Annotated in this window: 14 protein-coding genes; 11 read left to right on the top strand and 3 right to left on the bottom strand. The window is 51.9% G+C overall.

Features of this window, described 5'->3' with window-relative positions; genetic code table 11:
* Together BUF15_RS00070 and BUF15_RS00065 are read right to left on the bottom strand one after the other, a co-directional pair.
* A complete protein-coding gene (locus tag BUF15_RS00070; protein WP_073611407.1) occupies positions 1-1347 on the bottom strand; it encodes a sigma-54-dependent transcriptional regulator in 1347 nt (448 codons plus the stop codon).
* Positions 1344-2939 carry an ATP-binding protein gene (locus BUF15_RS00065; RefSeq protein ID WP_073611710.1) on the bottom strand — a complete coding sequence of 532 codons (1596 nt, stop codon included), beginning with the start codon at positions 2937-2939 and terminating at the stop codon, positions 1344-1346. The genes BUF15_RS00070 and BUF15_RS00065 overlap by 4 nt, the downstream gene beginning before the upstream one ends.
* A gap of 407 nt (positions 2940-3346) precedes the next feature.
* On the opposite strand from BUF15_RS00065, the gene BUF15_RS00060 reads away from it, so the two are divergent.
* Positions 3347-5941, top strand: a complete 2595-nt coding sequence (locus BUF15_RS00060; RefSeq protein WP_073611406.1) for a PEP-utilizing enzyme — start codon at positions 3347-3349, stop codon at positions 5939-5941.
* Between the two features lie 45 nt (positions 5942-5986).
* Positions 5987-8758, top strand: coding sequence for a PEP/pyruvate-binding domain-containing protein (locus tag BUF15_RS00055; RefSeq protein ID WP_073611405.1), 2772 nt, complete (start codon positions 5987-5989; stop codon positions 8756-8758).
* A gap of 7 nt (positions 8759-8765) precedes the next feature.
* On the opposite strand, the gene BUF15_RS00050 is transcribed toward BUF15_RS00055, so the two are convergent.
* Positions 8766-9458: a metallophosphoesterase family protein gene (locus tag BUF15_RS00050; protein WP_073611404.1), complete on the bottom strand. Its 693-nt coding sequence runs from the start codon at positions 9456-9458 to the stop codon at positions 8766-8768.
* Positions 9459-9915: 457 nt separating this feature from the next.
* Here BUF15_RS00050 and BUF15_RS00045 point away from each other — a divergent pair, with 457 nt between their 5' ends.
* The 9 genes from BUF15_RS00045 to BUF15_RS00005 all read left to right on the top strand — a co-directional run.
* A complete protein-coding gene (locus BUF15_RS00045; protein ID WP_073611709.1) occupies positions 9916-10311 on the top strand; it encodes a cytochrome c3 family protein in 396 nt (131 codons plus the stop codon).
* Between the two features lie 36 nt (positions 10312-10347).
* A complete protein-coding gene (locus BUF15_RS00040; protein WP_073611403.1) occupies positions 10348-12738 on the top strand; it encodes a molybdopterin oxidoreductase family protein in 2391 nt (796 codons plus the stop codon).
* Between the two features lie 152 nt (positions 12739-12890).
* Positions 12891-13196 carry a chaperone NapD gene (locus BUF15_RS00035; RefSeq protein WP_073611402.1) on the top strand — a complete coding sequence of 102 codons (306 nt, stop codon included), beginning with the start codon at positions 12891-12893 and terminating at the stop codon, positions 13194-13196.
* On the top strand, positions 13193-13786 hold the full coding sequence (locus tag BUF15_RS00030) for a 4Fe-4S dicluster domain-containing protein (RefSeq protein WP_073611401.1): 594 nt from the start codon (positions 13193-13195) through the stop codon (positions 13784-13786). The genes BUF15_RS00035 and BUF15_RS00030 overlap by 4 nt, the downstream gene beginning before the upstream one ends.
* Complete coding sequence (locus BUF15_RS00025) at positions 13783-14622, top strand: 4Fe-4S binding protein (RefSeq protein WP_073611400.1); 840 nt, start codon at positions 13783-13785, stop codon at positions 14620-14622. The genes BUF15_RS00030 and BUF15_RS00025 overlap by 4 nt, the downstream gene beginning before the upstream one ends.
* A 510-nt stretch (positions 14623-15132) precedes the next feature.
* A complete protein-coding gene (locus BUF15_RS27595) occupies positions 15133-15942 on the top strand; it encodes a PEP-CTERM sorting domain-containing protein (RefSeq protein ID WP_073611399.1) in 810 nt (269 codons plus the stop codon).
* Between the two features lie 331 nt (positions 15943-16273).
* Positions 16274-16975, top strand: a complete 702-nt coding sequence (locus BUF15_RS00015; protein WP_084553260.1) for a transglutaminase-like cysteine peptidase — start codon at positions 16274-16276, stop codon at positions 16973-16975.
* Between the two features lie 15 nt (positions 16976-16990).
* The gene (locus BUF15_RS00010; RefSeq protein WP_073611398.1) at positions 16991-18946 is read left to right on the top strand and encodes a bifunctional diguanylate cyclase/phosphodiesterase; all 1956 of its coding nucleotides are present in this window, start codon (positions 16991-16993) and stop codon (positions 18944-18946) included.
* A 499-nt stretch (positions 18947-19445) separates the two neighbouring features.
* Positions 19446-20674, top strand: a 1229-nt coding sequence (locus tag BUF15_RS00005) for a retention module-containing protein (protein WP_143170581.1), incomplete at its 3' end; no start/stop codon positions are given.

Genomic DNA, 20674 nt, shown 5'->3' with positions numbered 1-20674 from the left:
TCAGTTGGTCTGGATGGCATACAGCTTCATCTTTTCCCAGAGATTTTTCCTGCTGATGCCAAGTAACTCTGCTGCATCCTGTCGCACACCGCCAGCTTTGTTTAAAGCTTTCAGGATAACTTTCTTTTCCGTACGTGCCAGTGCTTCAGCCAGCACCAGTGACTGGTTCGAGTCGTGAATCATCTCTTTGCCTCTCAGATCGGACGGCAGGTCGGCGAGACCTATGGTCGGTTCCTGGGCCAGCACCGAGGTGCGTTCGAGGATGTTACGCAGTTCGCGGACGTTGCCGGGGAAATCATAATCGAGGAGCCGGGCCATGGCCTCCGGGGCGAGTGACATCGCCACCCCACGCTTCAAACTGAAGTGATGAAGAAAGTGCTGGGTCAGCTCCGGGATATCCTCTTTTCTGAACCGAAGCGGTGGCAGCTTGATAGGGATGACCCGCAACCGATAAAAAAGATCCTGGCGGAAGTTCCCCTTTTCCACTTCAACACTCAAATCCTTGGCGGTGGCGCAGATGATCCGCACGTCAACCTTGACCGTGCGGTTGCCGCCCACCCTGTCAAGTTCGCGTTCCTGCAGGACTCGTAGCAGTTTTGGCTGGAGCGCCAGGGGCAGGTCGGCGATTTCATCGAGCAGCAGGGTGCCGCCGTTGGCCATCTCAAACTTACCGATCTTCTGCTTGACCGCACCGGTAAAGGCCCCTTTTTCATGGCCGAACATCTCCGACTCCATCAACCCTTCGGGGATAGCAGCACAGTTCAGCCGGATATAAGGCTGTTTCCTACGTTTGCTGGCTGAATGGATTGCCTCCGCCACAAGTTCTTTGCCGGTGCCCGATTCCCCGGTGATGAGAATGGAGGCGTCGCTGGGTGCGGCCTGTTCTATCAACCTGTACACCTCCTGCATGGCCGGACCGGAACCGATCAGCTGCTGTTGTTGCTGGCGGCAATGGTCTTCCAGTGAGATGTTGCGCGCTTTTAAGTTCTGGACTGCCAGGATGCGGTTGATGCGGATTACCAGGTCGTCCATATCAAATGGTTTCAAGAGATAATCCGCAGCTCCCTGCTGCAGGCAGGCGATGCCGCTTTCGACGTTGCCGTAGCCGGTCATCATGATGATATCGGTATAGGGTGCGACCTCACGCACATGCTGCAGTAGTGCCATGCCGTCAAGATTGGGCATCCGCACATCTGAAAGAATGACCCGGTAGCTGTTGCGATCGAGCATGGCTATGGCCTCTTTGCCGTCAGTGGCCACGTCGACCTGCCAGTTGTACTTCTGCAGCCGATCCTGGATGGTGATCCGCATAATTTCATCATCTTCGGCGAGCATGATCCTGATCATGATTGTTCCTCTTGGTATGTGGGAAATGTTTCCGAAGATTGCTGGCTGGTATCGCAATTCTGTTCAACCGGTAAAGTAACGAAAAATGTAGTTCCTTTCCCCGGCTCAGATTCTACCTGGATCGCCCCACCCATTTTCTGGACGAGTGAGTAGGTGACAGCCAGCCCTAGTCCGGTACCCTCGCCGACCTGTTTTGTGGTGAAAAACGGATCGAAAATTTTCGCTATGATTTCAGACTGAATACCGTAACCGGTATCTGTGATGCTGATGAGAAGGTTACTGTCTTTCTTGGTGGAACGTACCGTAAGCTTTCCTCCTGCCGGCATGGCCTGGATAGCGTTCAAACCGATATTGACAACGATCTGTTTGATCGCCTCGGTATCGATGCAATACGCGCCACCGATTCCCAACTCAAGGATAAGCTCTATCCTCTTCATTTTATAGCCAAGCAGGGTAAAACATTCGCGAATCTCAGCGTCCACATCCACTCTTCGCAGCTGTAGCGGATGGTTGCGCCCGAAATTGAGCAGCTGCCGCATGATAAGCTCAATGCGCTGAAGTCCCTTGTCCAGAAGCGGGAGGTAGCGGGCGTGCAGCTCGAGATCATCCGGGGCATCTTTCATGTTTTTGACGCAGTTCCGAAGACCACCCAGGGGGTTATTCACCTCGTGGGCGATACCTGCCGTTATCTGACCCAGTGCCGCCATTTTTTCATTGTAAAAGGACTGCTCGGCCGCCTGTCGCAACTCTTCTTTTGAGGATTCGAGCCGGGTGCAGAGCGACGAAAATCCCTGCGCGAGATGGCCGATCTCGTCGTTGCCGGATGGCAATTGGGAGATGAGATCCCGCGAAGCCGGGTAATTATCCATGGCATTTTTCAAGCGGGTGAGCCTGCTGGCAACCAGGGCATGAAAGAGAAACGAGAGGATAACGGCAATGGCGACGATGGAGACAGCACCGTAGAATATGATAGTGCGGTTATTGCGTGCGATGACCATGTCGGCCCAGTCGATAGGGACGGTGATGCTCAGCGCCCCCCGGATGTCGCCAATCGCATAACCGTGCTTCGCATGGCAGGGCAGACAGCTTTCCTTCACCATCAGTGGTGCGATATAACGGAGCACCTTGGTATTATGGTTGCTAGAAATTTCCATGTATTCGTCGAGTTTTTCCTTTTCGAACCGTGTCAGGCTAGCCCGCTCGAAGTCGTCGGGAGCATTTTGTGGGTTAACGGGTTTGAGGCTCGTGACCCTGAACCAGCCGAAACCGGCATCTCTGGCGTAATCCGAAAGCTCACGAGTGACCATGGCCGGATTCCGCATAACGAGAGTGATGCCGTCCCTGGTTTCCAGGTTGGGATAATCGAGAAAAGGATTTTCGCGAACCGTATCGGTTTTGATCACAAATAGCCCGTGGTGGTCTGAGACCCACTCGCGGGTGAGAATGAGCTGGTGGTGCAGCATCCGGGCCTGATGTTTCGCCTGACCTATGACAAGATCATTTTGCAGGCCGGAAGTGTAATAGATGATGGTGGCGTAGGTGAATGCCAGGACCGTCCCGATAATGAAAATGAACTTATATTGCAGCTTCATGAAAACTCCATGTCCAAAAATATTTTCAAGAGCTGCATGCATATGGCATTCCCGCTGGTTGATTCGGCGTTAGGGCATTGAAATTGAGGACGAAGTTGTATGGCACAGAGGAGGGACTGATATGAAATGTTACCATTCGGTAACTTAATGTGTCAAGAGATGTTACCAAATAGTAAATGTGGACTGTGTTGTTGTCGTTGAGGTGCAGCAACCAAAGTCATCGTGATTACCGGTTTTGCAACTCGGGAGACAGCCAGGGAGTAGCATCTGAAGGGGGTGGTCGAATTTATTGCCGAACCATATAAAGCTCGTGATATTATTGTTTGTGTTAAACGGATCGAAGACGAGATCAATAACCAACGCGACCATTGGCCACTGCCGGCATAATAGAGGTGCGGAGCATATTCATGGGCTGGAAGGAGTTGTGGAGAAAAAAGAAGAGTCGGCAGTCGGCAGCCGGAGAGATCAATATCTGGCGTCTGCAGGCCCTCCTCAATAACTTTCGGCGTATTCTTTTACAGAATAACGCGATTTTGGAAGAGATGAACCGGCTGGAACGTACTCTCGGCGGCGAGTTCATCTTTGACAAGAGGTTTCTTGAAGATGCCGTTCGCTCGCTTTCCTCGCGGGTGCATCATGTCACCTATAACCTTAATGCCCTGACCGGGAACGGATATATCTCCCTTTACGATACCTATCAGGAGATACGCACAATTCTTGATGATATCCTTTCCGGAAGCACCCGGGCATTGTCAACTGTACCGGTGCTGCCGCTTTCGAGTGTGGGCTGGGAACTGGAGCAGCTGGTGGGTGTCGACCTGGTCTGCCTGGCGGAGCTGCAGAATCACTCAACCATTCAGGCGGCAGATGGTTTTATCGTCACTTCCGGGGGAACCTGGATTCTTCATGAGCGGCCGGCAACATTTATTCCTCACTACAAGGGATTTACCGCCGATGAGGTGCGGGCCGGAATCGCTGAACAGCTCCGGCGTCTTCTGGGGAAACGGCAGACCCGGCGGTTTTCGGTGCAGGCAACGAGGATCGACGAGCAGATCGACCAGGTCAGCGAGCTTGCCCGGTTCTATCTGGTTCCGAATGTGAAAAAAGGCGTGGTTGCAATCGAGACCGACCCGCCGACCTTTGCCCCTCTTCCCTTTCGCTCCTTTGCAATCGGTGAATGGGAAGGCACGGAACCGGAACTCTGGGTTGAGCGATATCGGCACGCTGTTGAAGAAATAATTCATTTTCTTCATTCTGCCCAGGTAGAGGGTGAGCCGGACAGCAGTGAGCTGGTCGTGATCTTTGTCCGCACCGCACCGCAACCGGCAGTCAAGGGGACGGTGGAAAGCCGCAGAAGCGGCAAGGAAGCAATTGACACGCTGACAATTATTGCCCGTTCCAGCGAATCGACCGACCCACCGGATATGTTCAAGTTGCGGCGCACCTATCCTTTTGAGCCTGTACAATCGATGATATCGACCCGGCCGGAGGGGTATCGTTTTGCTGACGGTCAGCTGGCCACCGGACAGGGTGTAACCCGGAGCGGTGTCAGCTGTGAACGGGGATCTGCGCTCGTCAGTTCAACCCTTCTCAGGGATCTGGCAGAAACTGCAATGGCCCTGGAACGGCTCCTGGGCATGCCGGTAACCATCGAGTGGGAACTGCTGGAAGATGGTTCCTGCCACATAACCCAACTCTTCCAGATGCAGGCGGAGCTTGATATGACAGCAGCGGGGGATCTAGCCGATGCCGAGGCCGAAGCGGTTATCCTCTGTCAGGGCGGCCATGTGGTCCAGTCCGGCGTGGGTGCTGGACGGGTCATTCATGTCGGCGATGAGATGTCTGCGGCTGATTTTCCAGCCGGAGCCATTGCTGTAGCCCGCTTTGCGTCCCCCCAGCTGACACCGGTTCTCCAGCGTGCTGCTGCAGTTGTCACCGAATATGGCACGGCAACGGGACATCTGGCGACGGTGGCCAGGGAGCTGCGGTTGCCGGCTATTTTCGGGGTAGCAAGAGCTTGCTCCCTGCTGCCGCCGGACACCGAGGTGACTGTCCATGCCGGAGAGGCGAGGGTGTATCAAGGCGTTATCGATATCCTCTTGAGAAAGGGCACCGGGGAACTGAGCTTTTCACCGTTTGACCTGGAATACCGGATGCTGCGGCGATTGTTGCGCTTTATCATGCCGCTCAGCCTTATCGATCCCGATGCAGCCAACTTCTCGGCCGAAGGCTGTCGGACCATGCATGATATCATCCACTTCTGCCACGAGAAGGCGGTGAATGAACTGGCCCATTTTCAGGAACGCAGGCCCGGTCTCGGTGGTATCCGCACCAGAAGGATGGCGCTTGGCGTGCCTATGGATATCAGGGTTCTCGATATCGGTGGTGGTTTGATCGCCGAACCGAAAAATAATCCGATTCCAGACGAGGTTCTCTCAGAGCCATTCGCCTTTTTTCTGCAAGGGCTGCTGCAGCCAGCGGCCTGGGCCGGTGATTTGCCGTCACTGGGACTGAGGGATATTGTGTCGTCGATGCCCCGTTCCATGGGGATACTTACCGGTCCTGTTGAGTCGCTCGGGGAAAACCTGGCGATTGTCGGCAATGATTATATCAATATCAGTCTGCGGCTGGGGTATCATTTCAGCGTTATCGACGCACATCTGGGCAGTGATGACAGCCGCAATTACGTCTATTTTCGGTTTGCCGGCGGCCTCGCCGACCCTGAACGACGGGAGCGGCGGGCCCGGTTTATTCACGATGTCCTGAAGGCCATGGACTTCAAGGTTTCAGTCAAAGGCGATCTGGTTATCGGCCGGATCAAGTCGGACCAGCCGGCGATCCTCCGTGCTGCCCTGTCGGTGCTGGGGGCCCTGACAGCCTTTTCCCGGCAGAGGGATACGGCCTTGTATAGTGACGAAGATGTCACAGCTCTCTTTACCCTGTTTACGGATACCTTTTTAGGGACTTTTCACCAGGTTGTGTCGGAAGTTTATGATCTCTGAAAATGGTTATATCGATGTTTTTTAGAAAGAAAAGGCGAGATTGTTATGCTTGACCGACTGAGCCGATATCTTCAGGAGAAGAAAGCGCTGCGTGAGCAAGAGGCCCTGGTGGAGCTGAAGGGGCGCTATCATGCCTTCAGGATCTTTCTTGAAAACAACGGCAGGGCCCTTGAATTGATCGTCTCTATCGATGGTCAGTTGATCCGGCAGAAAGGGGGCGAGCTTCGACAGACAACAGAGGAACTGCTCAGCATAACCTGTGAACTGGTGGATGGGCTGAATCTGCTTTCAGAAGACCGCTACACAGGCCTTTATGGCCTGCATGGCAGTATGGCTGCCAGGGTCCGTGAGCAGCTCGACCTGCTGGAGAATCGGCCGGCCGCCCATCGCCCCGCCTGCCTGCCACTGTCCCATCCCGATGCTGCCGACGCAAGCCTCTTTGGCAAGAAGGCTGCGACCCTGGCCCGTCTCCGGCAGCTGTCTCTACCGGTGCCTGACGGATTTATCTGTTCAACGACGGTCTGCAGCGGTTTTATTGATGAGACGGGACTCGCTGGAAAGATCCGGGAACAGCTGCGAAGAGTCGAGAAAAATCTGGAAGATTTGACTGTGGCGGCCAATCGGATCAGGGATATGATCCTCGAAACGCCTCTGCCGGCGGGAATCCAGACTATGCTCGAAGAGGCCTATGCCCGGTTGGCTCAGGATAATCGGCGTGTCATAACTGAAAATGGCACCCTTGCCATTTCGGTGAGGAGCAGCGGGGTTTCCGAGGATGGAGCCGATTTTTCCTTTGCTGGCCAGTATACCTCGGTCTTGAACGTTCAGGGCCGAGCCGCACTTTTTGATGCCTATCGCGAGGTCATTGCCAGTGCTTTTAGTGCCAGGGCCATTTCCTATCGCAGTAACGCCGGGATGTCGCCCCTTGAATTTGATCTGGCGGTGCTCTGTCAGGTGATGTTTACGCCTGCCTGCGCCGGTGTTCTCTTTACCCGCGACCCTTCTCAACCGGACAGTGGGCGGATGCTGATCAGCGCAGTCCCGGGGTTGGGGACGTCGGCGGTGGGTGGTTCTGTTCCTGCCGATCTCTATTATCCCCCACGGGTGGAGCCGGTATGCGTTCCCTTTCAGGGAGTGCGTGAATACCATTCCCACGACCAGAACAATTCGGTGGTTCATGCCGAAAAACTGCTGGAAGGTGCGACGATCTCACGCAAAACAGTGAGGGAGGTTCCCGTTGCCGGTGGCGGTTTGCGAATAGAAGACGTACCGGAAGATGAAGCTGATCAGCCATTGCTGCCGGTTGCGGTGTTGGAAGAGTTGACCCGTCTTGGTGAGATCATTGAAAGTCTGGAGCGAAGGGTACAGGATGTGGAATGGGCATGGTCACCCGCCGGTGGAATATCGATTCTCCAGGCGCGGCCATTGCACCTGGCCGGCTCATCGGAGGGGCGCCGGATTCGTCTGCCGTCGGTGGCGGCGCCCCTCGTGACCGGCACCTGTGCCTCATCGGGCAAGGCCATCGGCCAGGTCCGTATTGTCCATTCCGGTGCTGAGCTCAAAGAATTTCGTGAACTGCTGCTGAATGATCCCCAGCTTGATCCGCCGATTCTTATCCTTCCCCAGAGTATTGTCGACGCGGCATATCTGCTGAAAGAATGCAACGGGGTGGTTATCGATGTGGGTAATCCCACCGATCATCTCTCCTGTGTCGCCCGGGAATATGGCATCCCGATGATTACCGGGGCTGAAACGGCCATTTCCTGCCTGCAGGACGGCCAGTGGGTTATTGTTGATGCCGACAACGGCCTGGTGTTTAAGGCACCGGAGTCGGTGAGAAAACAGCCGGACCCGAATCGTCCGGCAGCTGACAAGAGGAGGAAACGGCTCCAGATCGATGTCGAAAAGACGAAAGATAACAGCGGGGAGGAGAACATTTCCCCTGAGCGAAAACTCTTTCGTGAACTTGTTGTACCGCTCAATCTGACCGATGCCTTCGGGCCGACCTTTTCACCACGGGAATGCCGGTCGATACACGATATTATCCGCTATACCCATGAAATGGCGGTACTCTCCATGTTCAACGCCGGTGATATGGTCATGGAACATGCCGGCAACCTCCTTCATCCCCTGGAAATCGGTATCCCCTTCATGTTTCTGGTGATCGATGTGGGTGGGGGAACCCGTATCCGCAGGAGTTCCAAAATCCGTGAGCATCTTTTTGCCCAGACTCCGCTTGGTATGGATGATATCCTCTCGATTCCGCTTCGGGCGCTCTGCGAGGGGCTGACCACTCCTGGTCTCAACTGGCACAGCGGGCCTGATGTGGAGGCCATTTCCGGCATTTTTTCCCGTACCATGTTCGATTCCCGGGGGGCGAGACCGGTAGGTTCGTTTAACTATGCCCTGACAGCGAGGGATTACCTGAACCTCAATGCCCGGCTGGAATTTCATTTTGCCATGCTCGATGCCGTCTGTGGCAGGAACTCTCACGCCAACTATATCCGTTTTCGTTTTAAGGGGGGTGGTGCCAGCCAGGAACGGAGTCATCGGCGCGCTGTGTTCCTGCAGCGTGTGCTTGAAGAGAATGCCTTTTATACTTCTGTCGTCGGTGATCTCATAACGGCTTCCTTAACGGGGGCCTCCAAAGAGGTGGTGTATAAACGGCTGGTGATGTTGGGGCAGCTCTTTGGTTTCAGCCGGTTCCTGGATGGAGTGATGTCAAACGACGAGGTGCCCCTGGCGCTGGCCCGGCAATTTCTGGCCGGTGATTTCGACACCCGCTCAGTTATTACGAAAGAAGAGCAGGATAAATGAATACTACTCAGGCGTGGTAAAAATTTCTGGCCGGCAATTCCACGGCGGTGAGGAAGTTGCCATAGACAGCCCCGGTGTCGATACCGATCCTATCCGGCAGTACCAGTGGCAATTCAAACGGCGTGTGGCCGAAAACCATGGTGTAGCCGTATGTGGCCGCATTTGGCATGGTGAGCCGTCTACTGGAGAGCAGCATTGATTCCGCCAATTCATTGTCACTTTGGTCATACACACCATTTTCCATCGCGCCGATTATCTCCATATTGATATCAGCATGGGTGAACACCGTTTTGTCGGCAATATAGGCAAAAGCAAGGGATAGCAGGAACTCCCTTTGTGCGCTGGAAAATGTGGAGAGTCCCTGAAGTTGTCGTACGGTTGAACCGAAACTGTCAATCGTTGCCGCGATACCCATTTCCCGGAGCATGCTCAGGGTATCCGCGTTGCCGGTGGCATGATATTCAAGGAGGGCCTGCTCATGGTTGCCTTTGAGGAATATGGCATTGCTGCAGGTCTCTTTCACCTCGATCAGGAGGTCGAGCACCTTTTTTGAATCCGGTCCCCGGTTGATATAGTCGCCTAGAAAGACGAGGGTATCTGTCTCACGATGAAATGGCAGACGTTTGAGCAGGGTTTCCAGTTTGTTGAAACATCCATGGATGTCGCCGACGGCAAAAATTCTCGGTGCTGCTGTTGGCATGTATCATGCTCCAAAAAAATGTTCTGCTATGGGGGCTATTGTCCTCCCCGGATCCCTTTTTCATCCACAATGTAAGCATGAATGTAATTATTTCCCATCTGAAAGAGGAACGGATTGCTGAGTGTGTCGTGTTGGGTGTCGGCATGATACAGAAAGATAATTACAAAAATTGCGCCTGACTGATAACTGGATCATTTTGGTCGTTGGCACTATAATGAGCTAGACTTCAGCGTTACCAAATGGTGACCGGTTGGCTCCATGAGCGTTACCCGAAGGTAACATTGCTGGATCGTTTCCGTTTATGTGTATGAAATATTGAAATAAAACAATTGGAATATTGTTTGCATAATCAATCCAATGATGTGATTTAAGGGGTAATGTCCCGTGTAGCCATGAAGTGTTGATGCTGACGGCGGCCCGGGCACATGAAAAGTATCCACACAACAGAGGGAGGTTGATGGTGAAAACACAGGTACGGGTAAAGAAGACGGCACTGATGCTGGCTGCATTTGGCCTGATGCTGTTTGCGGGGGCGGTTCAGGCTGGCGCGAGCGAAAAGGCGGCTCATCCTGAACTGAGCGAGCAGGAGATGCTGATTGATTGTGCAGCGTGTCACAAAGAGGTAACTCCAGAGGTGGAGAAAGAGTGGAATGACTCCGTGCACGGCATTGGTATGGTGAAGTGCTACCAGTGTCACGGTACGTTTGAGACTTTTATGGTCGAACCCACGAGGGAGACGTGCGGTGCCTGTCATGCCGACAAACTCGAGAATCATGCCGAGAAGCAGGGCAAGGCTGCGAATACGCCATGCTGGGAATGTCATGTTCCCCATTCGTTTCAAGCAAAAAAATAACAACGCGTATTCGACTAACAGCAAGGAGACACAATCATGACACAGACCAGACGAGATTTTATCAAACGGGCTGCGGCCCTTTCCGCCGCCTCCTATGTGAGTATGAACCTGCCGATCGACAAGTCCAATATCGCCAAAGCCGAAGAGGGGGTGGCCTGGCATCGCGGCAGTTGCCGATTGTGCGGCGTCGGCTGCAGGGTTGAGCTGGGTGTAAAGGACGGCACTCCCATTGGCCTCCGCGGTGTGAGCGAGTCGCGCACCAACTTCGGTTACGTCTGTATGAAGGGTATGCATTTCTGGAAGTGCATGCGCCATCCGGACCGCCTCACCAAGCCGCTCTACCGTGAGAAGAAGACCGATAAATTTAAGGAAATCAGCTGGGAGCAGGCACTCGATATCGCTGCCACCAAATTTGCCGAGGCCCATAAGGCGGGCGGAGGAAAGGCTGTTGCCTATTACGGTTCAGGCCAGGCGCTCACTGAAGAGACCTATTTCTTCCAGAAGGTGATGCGCGGTGGTTTGCAGTCCAATAACGTTGAGGGCAACCCGCGGCTCTGTATGGCCAGTGCGGTTGGCGGCTATCTCACATCCTTTGGCGCCGATGAACCGATCGGCGGCTACTCCGATATTGAGAAGGCACACTGCTTCTTTATCATCGGTTCCAACACCGCAGAGGCCCATCCTGTATTGTTCCGGCGGATCATGCGGCGCAAACTGGATAACCCGAATGACGTCAAGGTGATCAACGTCGATCCGCGTGTCTCCCAGACCTCGCGTATTGCCGACAAGCATCTGCAGTTCAAGCCGGGGACCGACCTGGCCCTGTTGAACGGTATGGCTAATGTTATCATTCAGGAAAAGCTCTATGACGAGGGGTTTGTCACAACCTATACTTCGTTTAAAAAGGGCAAGGGAGAGGAGAGCAATTTCGACGAATATGCGGCTCAGGTGGCGAAATACACCCCGGAAATGGTAGCAAAGACCTGCGGCGATGCATTCACTGCCGATGATGTCCGTGAGGTAGCCCGATGGTTTGCGACCTCAAAGGGGACCCTTTCTCTCTGGACTATGGGCCTTAATCAGCGGAAGCAGGGGGTCTGGGCCAACAACCTGATGCATAATCTTCACATCCTCACCGGCCAGCTGATGAAAGATGGTGCCGACAGCCTGTCGCTCACCGGTCAACCCAACGCCTGTGGCGGTGTACGTGAAGGTGGTGGACTCTGTCATATCCTGCCAGGCCATCGGCCAATCGAGGTTGAGAAGCTGCGAAACCAGGTGGAAACAGCATGGGGCGTGCCTGCCGGCCGAATTCCGGAAAAACCGGGTATGCACACCATGGCAATGTTTAGCGCGGTGAACGAGGGCGCGATTAAGGCTATCTGGATCAACTGCACCAGTCCGGTCCAGAGTTTGCCAAACTGCACTCTCTACAACAAAGGTATGGATCGTGAGGATGTCTTTATCGTCTGCACCGATATCTTTCACACCCTCACCACCAAAAAAGCCAACCTGGTATTACCCACAGCCTTTCATTTTGAGAAGACCGGTGTTTACGGTTGTACCGAACGTCGTTCGCAGCTCACCAGAAAAGCGATCGATTCCCCAGGTGATGCCAGGCCGGAAGTGTGGATCATCCGTGAATGGGCCAAAAAGCTGGCCGAGAAGATGAACGATCCGGTCATTACCCAGTGCATCAAGCCGTTTGAAGGGTTGGAGGAAGGCTATGCGCTGCCCAAGGCGATCTGGGACGAATACAGCCAGAAACTGACCGCGAACCGCGATAACGACCTGCGTGGTGCCACTTACAAGGTGCTTGAACAGATGGCCGATGGCGTGCAGTGGCCGGCGCCCACCGAGGAGTATGCGCTTACCGGCGGTACCGTGAAGAAGTTTGTCAAAGGCCGTGATCCGATGGCCGACAGCGAATCGAAGAATGATCTGCCCTATCAGTTTTACGGCCCAGCCCATCCGGACAGGAAATTGTGGATCTGGCAGCGCGAGCAGGCTGATCCTGAAGAGATTCCGGATGCCGAGTACCCGTTCTACCTCTCCACAGGCCGGATCATCGATCACTGGCACACCATGTCCATGACCGGTCGCGTACCGGAACTACTGAGAGCCAACCCCTACGCCTATGTCGAGGTGAACCCGAAAGATGCCGCGAAACTGGGGATCAAGCCGGGGGATATGGTTGAGGTCAAGTCGCGAAGAGGGGTGAACCTTCTGCCAGCCAAGGTGTACGAGGGACCGATCGAGGGCATGGTCTTCGTCTACTGGCATGACCAGCATGAGGACCGGATGATCAACAAGGTCACCAAGGATGCCTATGATCCGGGTTCCAAGGAGCCGGAGTTCAAGATCTGCGCGGTGCAGGTGAAGAGGGTGTCGGGGCCGCAAGCTCTTACCCCCTACATCGCGAACTAGTTCAAGGACCGATACGAACCGATCTCCTTCGTCACCGTGGAGTTTCGCAGCGTTTTACTCTAGCGAAACTCCACGTTCCTCGGATATCAGATCGTCTCGGCCCTTGAAATGTGCGGAGTTGTATATTGAACTTACACGAAAAGAGAGGGAACATGCCTATTGGCGGAGTAGTGATCACCAGCGTACCTGAGAAAAAGGCGTTGGTGCTGGCAGGGTTGGCGACTATCAGTGAGGTCGAGGTGTATGGGGACGATGCGGCTGGCAATATCGTCGCTGTCCTTGATACGGAGACCTCTGAGGAGATGGAGACGATTATTGACCGGATCAACAAGGATGCCAATGTGCTAAGTGTTGGCATGACCTATCTCAACACCGAAGACGAGGCCGAGCGGCTGGCTCATGGCGAGCGGTTGGCCAAGCCGTTCGGGTTTAAAAAAGCTTTGGCCAAAGACGAGTGAAACGCCGCTTTTTTTTACAGTTGCTGGCAACGGGTTTGTCCGGGCTGGCTTTTTCGCCGCGAAAAACCGGGGCAGCCATTCTGAAAAGTCCGATAGGGACGAACCGGTTGCGGCCACCAGGAGCGGTGCCGGAAGAGTTGTTCCCGGGAAAATGCATCCGCTGCGGCCGTTGTGTTGAAGTTTGCCCGTACCGTTCCATTATCATGCTTGATATCCGGTACGGGATTCATGCCGGAACCCCGTTCATTGAGGCTGAGAACGTTCCCTGCTACCTCTGCATGAAATGTGTAGATGTCTGTCCGACTGGCAGCCTGCAACGCATTCGGCAGCCGGAAACCCGCATGGGGCTTGCCATCATCAACACCTTTACCTGTCTCGCCTATGAGGGCATCACCCTCTGCCGCACCTGTTACGATAAATGCCCCTTTGTCGAGAAGGCCATCCGGCTTGAGCAGCTCAAACCTGTGATCGATGAACAGCACTGTACCGGTTGCGGCATCTGCACCAACGCTTGTCCGGTGACCACTGCTGATGGGAAAAAGGCGGTGAACATTGAGCCGATCTACGCCAGTGACAAGGTGACGCCATGAGCGTGGCAAAGAGTTCGAAAACGCCAGCTCTTCAAGTTATACGCTGGTCCCATCGTCGGCTGATTGTGCTTACCGGTGCCTTCATGCTCATCGCTATCAATCCGTTTCTCAATTATTTCCTGCAGATCGATTTTGTCCAAGGCTGGTATCAGTCGCTTGGTATCGGTAGTCTCTGGTTTGTATCGCCTCTGGAAGGACTGGAGAGTCTGCTCATCACCAAATCGGTCTATATGCCGGCGCTGGTGGGGATGCTGATTCCCGTTATACTGGCGTTTCTTCTTGGCCGGGTGTTCTGTTCCTGGCTCTGCCCGGTGAGTTTTCTGCTTGAGTTGCTGGACCGGCTTCGCCGAGCCATAACTCGGCGCCGCCATCTCCATAACAAATTGGTTGTGGCCAAGAGACTACTCTGGTTCACCCTGATTGCGGAGTTTCTACTTAGCATGATCCTTGGCGCGCCGCTTTTCGTCTTTCTCTCGCCACCTGGTTTGGTAGGGCGGGAGATCATGATGGCAGTTTTTTTCCACAAACTCGCGCTTGAGGGCGTTGTTCTCCTCGTGGTTATTGTGCTTGAGTTTGTCACCCGAAGGATGTTCTGCCGCACCTTCTGTCCACTTGGTGGTCTACTGGCACTCATCGGCAGTCATCGTCGCCTGGTGGTCCAACTGGACCGGGAGGCCTGTACCCATTGCGGTCTCTGCAACCGGAGTTGCCCCATGGGATTGCAACCGGAAGAAAATGAGGCAAAAACAGCATATTGCTGGAACTGCGGTGAGTGTTTGGAGAGCTGCCAGGATAATGTGCTTGCCTTTACCTGGAGAAAAAACGGGAGTGGCTAAACAACCAGCAGTATTGACATGATGCATTGAGGAAGCCAGTAGCTTTGATACAACAATTGTTGTCGGTTTTACGAGACATGGATGCCCTGTTTACTTTTGTGGGAAAAGAGTATTGTTTTGTGGTCCGTTTTTCCGGAAACAACGTTGTCGTTTGTGAAATCATGAACAGTTGGTCGTTTGAGGTATGTTACATTGTGCTTTGATATTAATAGGCTAATTTCAGTTATTCGAGCTGTTCCGCATACGCTTTTGGGAGCATTTAATTCATGACCTCAAGTACGGAAATACGGAAAGCCTATCGTGGTGATGGATTGCTGTTGGTTGACTGTGTTTGTTTGAGTTGATCCGTCATGTCACTGAAATAGGCTACTTATTCTTGATTTCTTGATCGCTATCAACATGTGCATTTTCGGCATGATAATTGCTGTAAGTTGGCGGGGAAGTCTGATAGTAAGGCAATAGATGTTGTGACGCTGTTAAGAAATTTTAGGGGTGGAAAGGGGAATGAGTATGAAGAAAAGCATGAAAACTGCAGCAGTGACACTGTTTGCAGGTTGTTTGGTGATGCTTGGTAGCAATGCTTTCGCTACCTTGGCGAGTGTTTTTGGACCTGGCACTGGCTGGACGCAGTTTCAGGAGGGAGGGACAAGCGAAGATGTGACTTCGTGGGAAGTTACTCCTGGAGTTGGTGGTCAGGATTTCGATGCTGAATATCTGCTCTACAAGTTAGAAGGAAGCATACTCAATTTAGGGCTCCAGACAGGTTTTGATTTGCTTGATGGTCATGTGCATTATCCAAGTAAAAATTACTATGCTGGTGACCTGGCACTCTCTTTTGATAGTGATAATACTCAATACGAGTATGCTGTCGATTTTGGACTATTTACCGCGGATTATCAGAGTGATACGGTCGATGCTGGTTCAGGTGATGGTAAGGATGAACAAGGGCTCTACAAGGTGAAGACATGGAATAAAGATATCTACTATGACGGGACTTCTGGTAGACACGATTCAAGTCCGTTTGCAATGGATGACAAATATTTTGGCCTAGAGTTGAAATATAGTAATGTTGGAGAATATACTGACAATTCAAACGTGAAATCCTATTACCGAATTGTAGCATTTGATCTGGTAGATGTTCTCGGTGAAGAATGGAACACAGAATTTTTGACAATTGATGCCCATTGGACCATGTCCTGCGGCAACGACGAGATTAACGGGCGAATTGAGATTGATCCTGTTCCTGAGCCTGCCACCATGCTGCTCTTTGGCACCGGTCTGGTTGGTCTGACAAGTGTGCTTCGTAGACGAAAGAAGTAATAAAAAACAGTACTGTTGATAAAAGGGCTGTTTCAGTATATCTGAAGCAGCCCTTTTTGCGTTCTCAGAAGAGCGGAAAAGCATAGTCCTCTGCTGGCATCATCTTTTCTTTCTGGAAAGAACCTGCAGAGAATGTGGAGAAAAATGTTGATTCTATGCTATGGTTGGATAAATGTGTCCCGGTTTGATATTGTAAGCTGTTTGAAGTGAATTGTTTCTAAAGAAAATCAGATAAGGTAGCAATTCTGGTGAACTCTGCCATTGCGACTTGGTATGAACGTGAAAACATCCCGGCCTGACAGGCCTAATTGCTGCAATCGCAAACGCATTCATGCGGGTTGACTTCGTGTTGCTGTTGAAACATCTTTGCAACGTTCGTTGTCAATTTGCCCGGTTTTCCCTGCTCTTTATTTCCCTCTTTTTTGTTCTCGGCATAGTCCAAAGCAAAGATATCTTTACCCTTCCAGAATCCCTCCTCCAATCAGTGGAATCACAATACGGTAACCCTGCCAAGCGCCGGCTTTTAGCCTGGCAGGCGCTCATCCGTGACGATTCAGCAACTTCGGATAAGGAAAAAATGGACAACGTGAACCGATTCTTTAACCAGTTGCGCTTCGTCAATGATAAGAAGCTCTGGGGAAAGAGCGATTATTGGGCCACGCCGGTCGAGTTTTTATCAAGAGGCGCTGGGGATTGCGAAGATTTTGCACTGGCCAAATATTTCACTTTGAAAGCGCTTGGCGTCGAAGAGGAAAAGCTGAATATGACCTATGTCAAGGCGCTGGAACTCAACCAAGCCCATATGGTTGTAACCTACTATGCTGTTCCCAACGCGATTCCACTTGTTTTAGATAGTCTGGTGTCAGATATTCAACCGGCGACCAGCAGAAAAGATTTATTGCCGGTATACAGCTTTAATGGCACTGGGCTGTGGCTGGCCAAAGCCCGTGGCAAAGGACAGCAGGTTGGCGGAAGTGACAGACTCAAACGATGGCAGGATCTCTTGAGTAGAATGCCAGAAGGATTGAACTGAATTAAAGGATTTACCATGACGCTTTACAGACAACTCCTCATTTTCACAGTGATTCTCTTTGTGGCGCTTTTCGCCGGTATCTGGGTGGAAAAGTTACACAGTACCCGTTCGTTTCTTGTCACTCAACTGGAGTCTCATGCCCAGGATACAGCGACTTCGCTGGGGCTTTCCCTGTCTCCGGTAATGGTGGATAATGACATAGCAACAGTTGATACAATGATCAACGCGGTATTTGACCGAGGGTATTACCGGGTGATCAGCTTCAAGGATATGGAGGGAGAGGTTATTACCGAGCGGATACTCAAGGTTGAAATTGCCGGTGTACCCGACTGGTTTGTCAATCTTGTTCCCATCAAATCCCCGAATGCCGAATCACTGGTGATGGCGGGCTGGAACCAGGCAGGAAAACTCTATGTCGAGAGTCACCCGGGCTTTGCGTATCAGACCATGTGGGAAGCCATGGTAAGAATCAGTATCTATTTTTTACTTTCTGTTTCCACTGTTTTGCTCCTGGGTGGATTGGGTTTACGTATGTTGTTGAAACCTCTGAAGCAGGTTGAGCTGCAAGCGGAAGCTATCTGTCGCCGGGAATATCATATTCAAGATAAACTGCCGAAAACCAGAGAGCTGCGCCAGGTGGTCAATTCGATGAATCGTATGACCAATCAGGTGCGCGAAATGTTTGCCAGCCAATCAAAGATTGCCGAGAATTTGCGGCGAAAGGCCTACAGCGATCAGGTGACCGGTCTTGGCAACAGACGCTATCTGTCGGCGCAGGTGGAAGCACGTCTGGAAGCAGCGCAAGGGGTGGCGCGTGGAGCCTTGTTGATTGTCCAGCTTGAAAATCTGAAAAAAATTAATGATTTTGACGGGTTTGCAGCAGGTGACACCCTGTTGAAAAAAGTGGCCGACATCCTCAAGCAGGAGACACAAGTGATTGATGATGTGGCATTGGCGAGATTGACAGGTGGTGATTTTGGCATATTCATTTCGGCAATCGATCCGGCTGATGTCAATAGCGTGGCAGAGAGTATAAGCCGAAATATCAGAAAATTAGCTATTGAGGTCGACAGCCAGGTTGAGAACATCGCTCATGTTGGCGGTGTCACATATGATTATGTTCCAACACTGAGTAAACTTCTTTCAGAAGCGGATAATGCACTCCAGGGTGCCCGTCGGAAGGGGGCGAATCAGTGGCTTGTTGCGGAACTTTCCTCTCAAGAAGATCAGACAGTAAAAGGAAAAATATGGTGGAAAGAGACGCTTGAAGATGTATTGGCAAAGGATGATATTTTTCTCTATGGCCAGCCAGTAGTCAGCAGTGCGGATCACAGTCGGGTGTTGCACCAGGAACTTCTTTCCCGCATTGCCATGCAATCTGGCGAGATTGTCAGTGCTGGTGTTTTTGTGCCGCTGGCTGAGCGGTTACAGCTTGTCTCAAAGCTTGACATGGTTGTCCTCGCAAAAGTTTTTGAGCAGAAAGAGAAAATGGCAACCTTGAAAAGTATAGCTGTCAATATCTCGCCATCGTCGCTTGGCGATTCGCTTTTCGTGAAGTGGATACTTGCACAGTTACAGCGCCTTCCGGGCAATGCACCCCATATTATTTTTGAATTTTCGGAGTATGGGGCTGTTCAGTATATCGATTTGGTCAAGGATTTTTCACGAGAGGTCCAGGGCCTCGGGCATGGGATCGGGCTTGACCATTTCGGTCAGAGCTTTGCCAATTTTGGTTATCTGAAGTCATTACGACCTGAGTATGTCAAAATCGACCGCGCGTTTACCAAAGAACTGGAAAGTGATCAGGGCGACAGTGAATTTTTTATCGGAGCTCTCTGTGGCGTGGCACATAGCCTGGATATTCGCGTTATTGCAGAAGGTGTTGAGCGTGACGATCAGGTAGCAATGCTACTGGAGTTGAATATCGATGCCCTGCAGGGTTACTTGTTCGGTCAGCCGCAGCAGGTGTAGACCGATGCGCTGAGTTTGGGCGAAAAGACCTTTTTGCAAGAGGCTCGAACTTAAAAAAATACTCTCTCAGAGCTTGGGAAAGTTCCCCTTCCTCATTTGTCCAATGGAGCTACCTGGTTCATCCTGAATCAGGTCTATCCAAAGGACTGTCTGTCATCGCATTTCTCATAACGACTGAACCGATATTGTTAGGCTTCCGGCAGAGTATGTTGATGGAATGTCGACGTTTATCGCCTGTGTAAGTTATGTCATATTTGGGTTTGTTATTTGTCAGGTAACTATCTAAAAAATCAGAACTAGTCAATATGACTATTTTTGCTTAAATGGCGATAATTGTACTTTGGTACAATTCAATTCCTCTGCCGTTTGACATATAACAGTTATCACGGTGTAGCAGAAATGTTTTGAAATACAGAAATTGGCGATTGAACGATATGTCGAAGGACATGATCGTTGTCAGTTGGCAGTTTTCAATATCAGCAATACATATGGTGAAAAAATGACTCAATCAGGAAAAGTCCAAGCAATTTCAGGTCAGGTAACAGCACGCACTCCAGAAGGACAGGTTCGTGAACTGCATGTTGGCGATCTGGTCTATGAAAATGAAATTATTGAGACATCTGCAGGGGCAACTCTTTCAATCATCCAGCCGGATGGCAACCTGCTGGCCCTGGATGCGAATGAGCAGCTTCTCCTTGATGAGTCAGTAAACGGCACTATTGATCCCACCGATGCCAATGTTCAGGAAGTGGCCGAGCTGCAGCAGGCAATCGTCGAAGCCATTGCCAATGACCAGAATATCGATGACCTGCTGGAAGAGACGGCAGCAGGGCAGGAAACAAATGCAGGCCCTGCAGGCGGCGATGCTTATGACTTTAGAGCCGGCTACCATGCTGGTGATACATCAGCTGGTAGTGTTGGAGCCTATTTGCTCGATAGTGAAAACGCGCGAACCGAATATGTGTATGACCAATATGTTGGTGATGAACCGGACGCTGAGGCTGTCATTGAACCTCCAGTACAAGAAGAGAATCTTCCGCCTACTATTGAGGTGACAGGAGCAACCATCGTGGAAGGTGAGGCAGAAGCCGGTACTGTTGCCGCAACCTTCGTTGTTGCCGATGCAGATGGGGATGTGCTGAGTGTTGACTTTACCCCTGGAACGAACGAGGAGGGGTATTATGAGATTGTTGGTGGAGAGGTTGTGCTTACCGAAGCTGGTGCAGACCATGTCAATGAAGGTGGTGAACTTCCAGATGTCCAGCTTACTGTAACTGATGGCCAAGATAGTGCAAGCGACAGTGCTTCAGTAACAATTGATACCAACAGCCCACCATTTGCCGAAGACGATACTGCCTCAGTCACAGAAGACAGCACAATATCTGGCTCCGTTGCCGATAACGATTACGATATTGATGGCACCATTGTCAGCTACACCCTCAATGGCGAAACACCCGAGGGAATCACATTTGATCCAAAAACTGGAGCATACACTTTCGACGCGTCAAGTTACGACTCCCTCGCAGAAGGCGAAACCCAGACTTTCAATATCGAATACACAGTTACTGATGATCAGGGGGCTACTGATACCGCCACTCTAGCAATCACTGTCACCGGCACCAACGATGCGCCGATCGCCAACGACGACACCTTGAGTGCGACCGAAGATACTCCGGTAACGTATACCGCCGCTCAACTCTTGGGTAACGACAGCGATATCGACGGGCC

It is taken from the genome of Desulfopila aestuarii DSM 18488, assembly GCF_900143695.1.
Lineage (GTDB): Bacteria > Desulfobacterota > Desulfobulbia > Desulfobulbales > Desulfocapsaceae > Desulfopila > Desulfopila aestuarii.
The sequence above is the reverse complement of the archived record's forward strand: the minus strand, read 5'-3'. Positions and strand labels throughout refer to the sequence as shown.

Bases quoted from the DNA above. Each gene is read 5' to 3' on its own strand.
- BUF15_RS00010 (WP_073611398.1), top strand. From the start codon at position 16,991: ATGACGCTTTACAGACAACTCCTCATTTTCACAGTGATTCTCTTTGTG.
- BUF15_RS00040 (WP_073611403.1), top strand. From the start codon at position 10,348: ATGACACAGACCAGACGAGATTTTATCAAACGGGCTGCGGCCCTTTCC.
- BUF15_RS00015 (WP_084553260.1), top strand. From the start codon at position 16,274: ATGCGGGTTGACTTCGTGTTGCTGTTGAAACATCTTTGCAACGTTCGT.
- BUF15_RS00065 (WP_073611710.1), bottom strand. From the start codon at position 2,939: ATGAAGCTGCAATATAAGTTCATTTTCATTATCGGGACGGTCCTGGCA.
- BUF15_RS00070 (WP_073611407.1), bottom strand. From the start codon at position 1,347: ATGATCAGGATCATGCTCGCCGAAGATGATGAAATTATGCGGATCACC.
- BUF15_RS00045 (WP_073611709.1), top strand. From the start codon at position 9,916: ATGGTGAAAACACAGGTACGGGTAAAGAAGACGGCACTGATGCTGGCT.
- BUF15_RS00050 (WP_073611404.1), bottom strand. From the start codon at position 9,458: ATGCCAACAGCAGCACCGAGAATTTTTGCCGTCGGCGACATCCATGGA.
- BUF15_RS00025 (WP_073611400.1), top strand. From the start codon at position 13,783: ATGAGCGTGGCAAAGAGTTCGAAAACGCCAGCTCTTCAAGTTATACGC.
- BUF15_RS00060 (WP_073611406.1), top strand. From the start codon at position 3,347: ATGGGCTGGAAGGAGTTGTGGAGAAAAAAGAAGAGTCGGCAGTCGGCA.
- BUF15_RS00035 (WP_073611402.1), top strand. From the start codon at position 12,891: ATGCCTATTGGCGGAGTAGTGATCACCAGCGTACCTGAGAAAAAGGCG.
- BUF15_RS27595 (WP_073611399.1), top strand. From the start codon at position 15,133: ATGAAGAAAAGCATGAAAACTGCAGCAGTGACACTGTTTGCAGGTTGT.
- BUF15_RS00055 (WP_073611405.1), top strand. From the start codon at position 5,987: ATGCTTGACCGACTGAGCCGATATCTTCAGGAGAAGAAAGCGCTGCGT.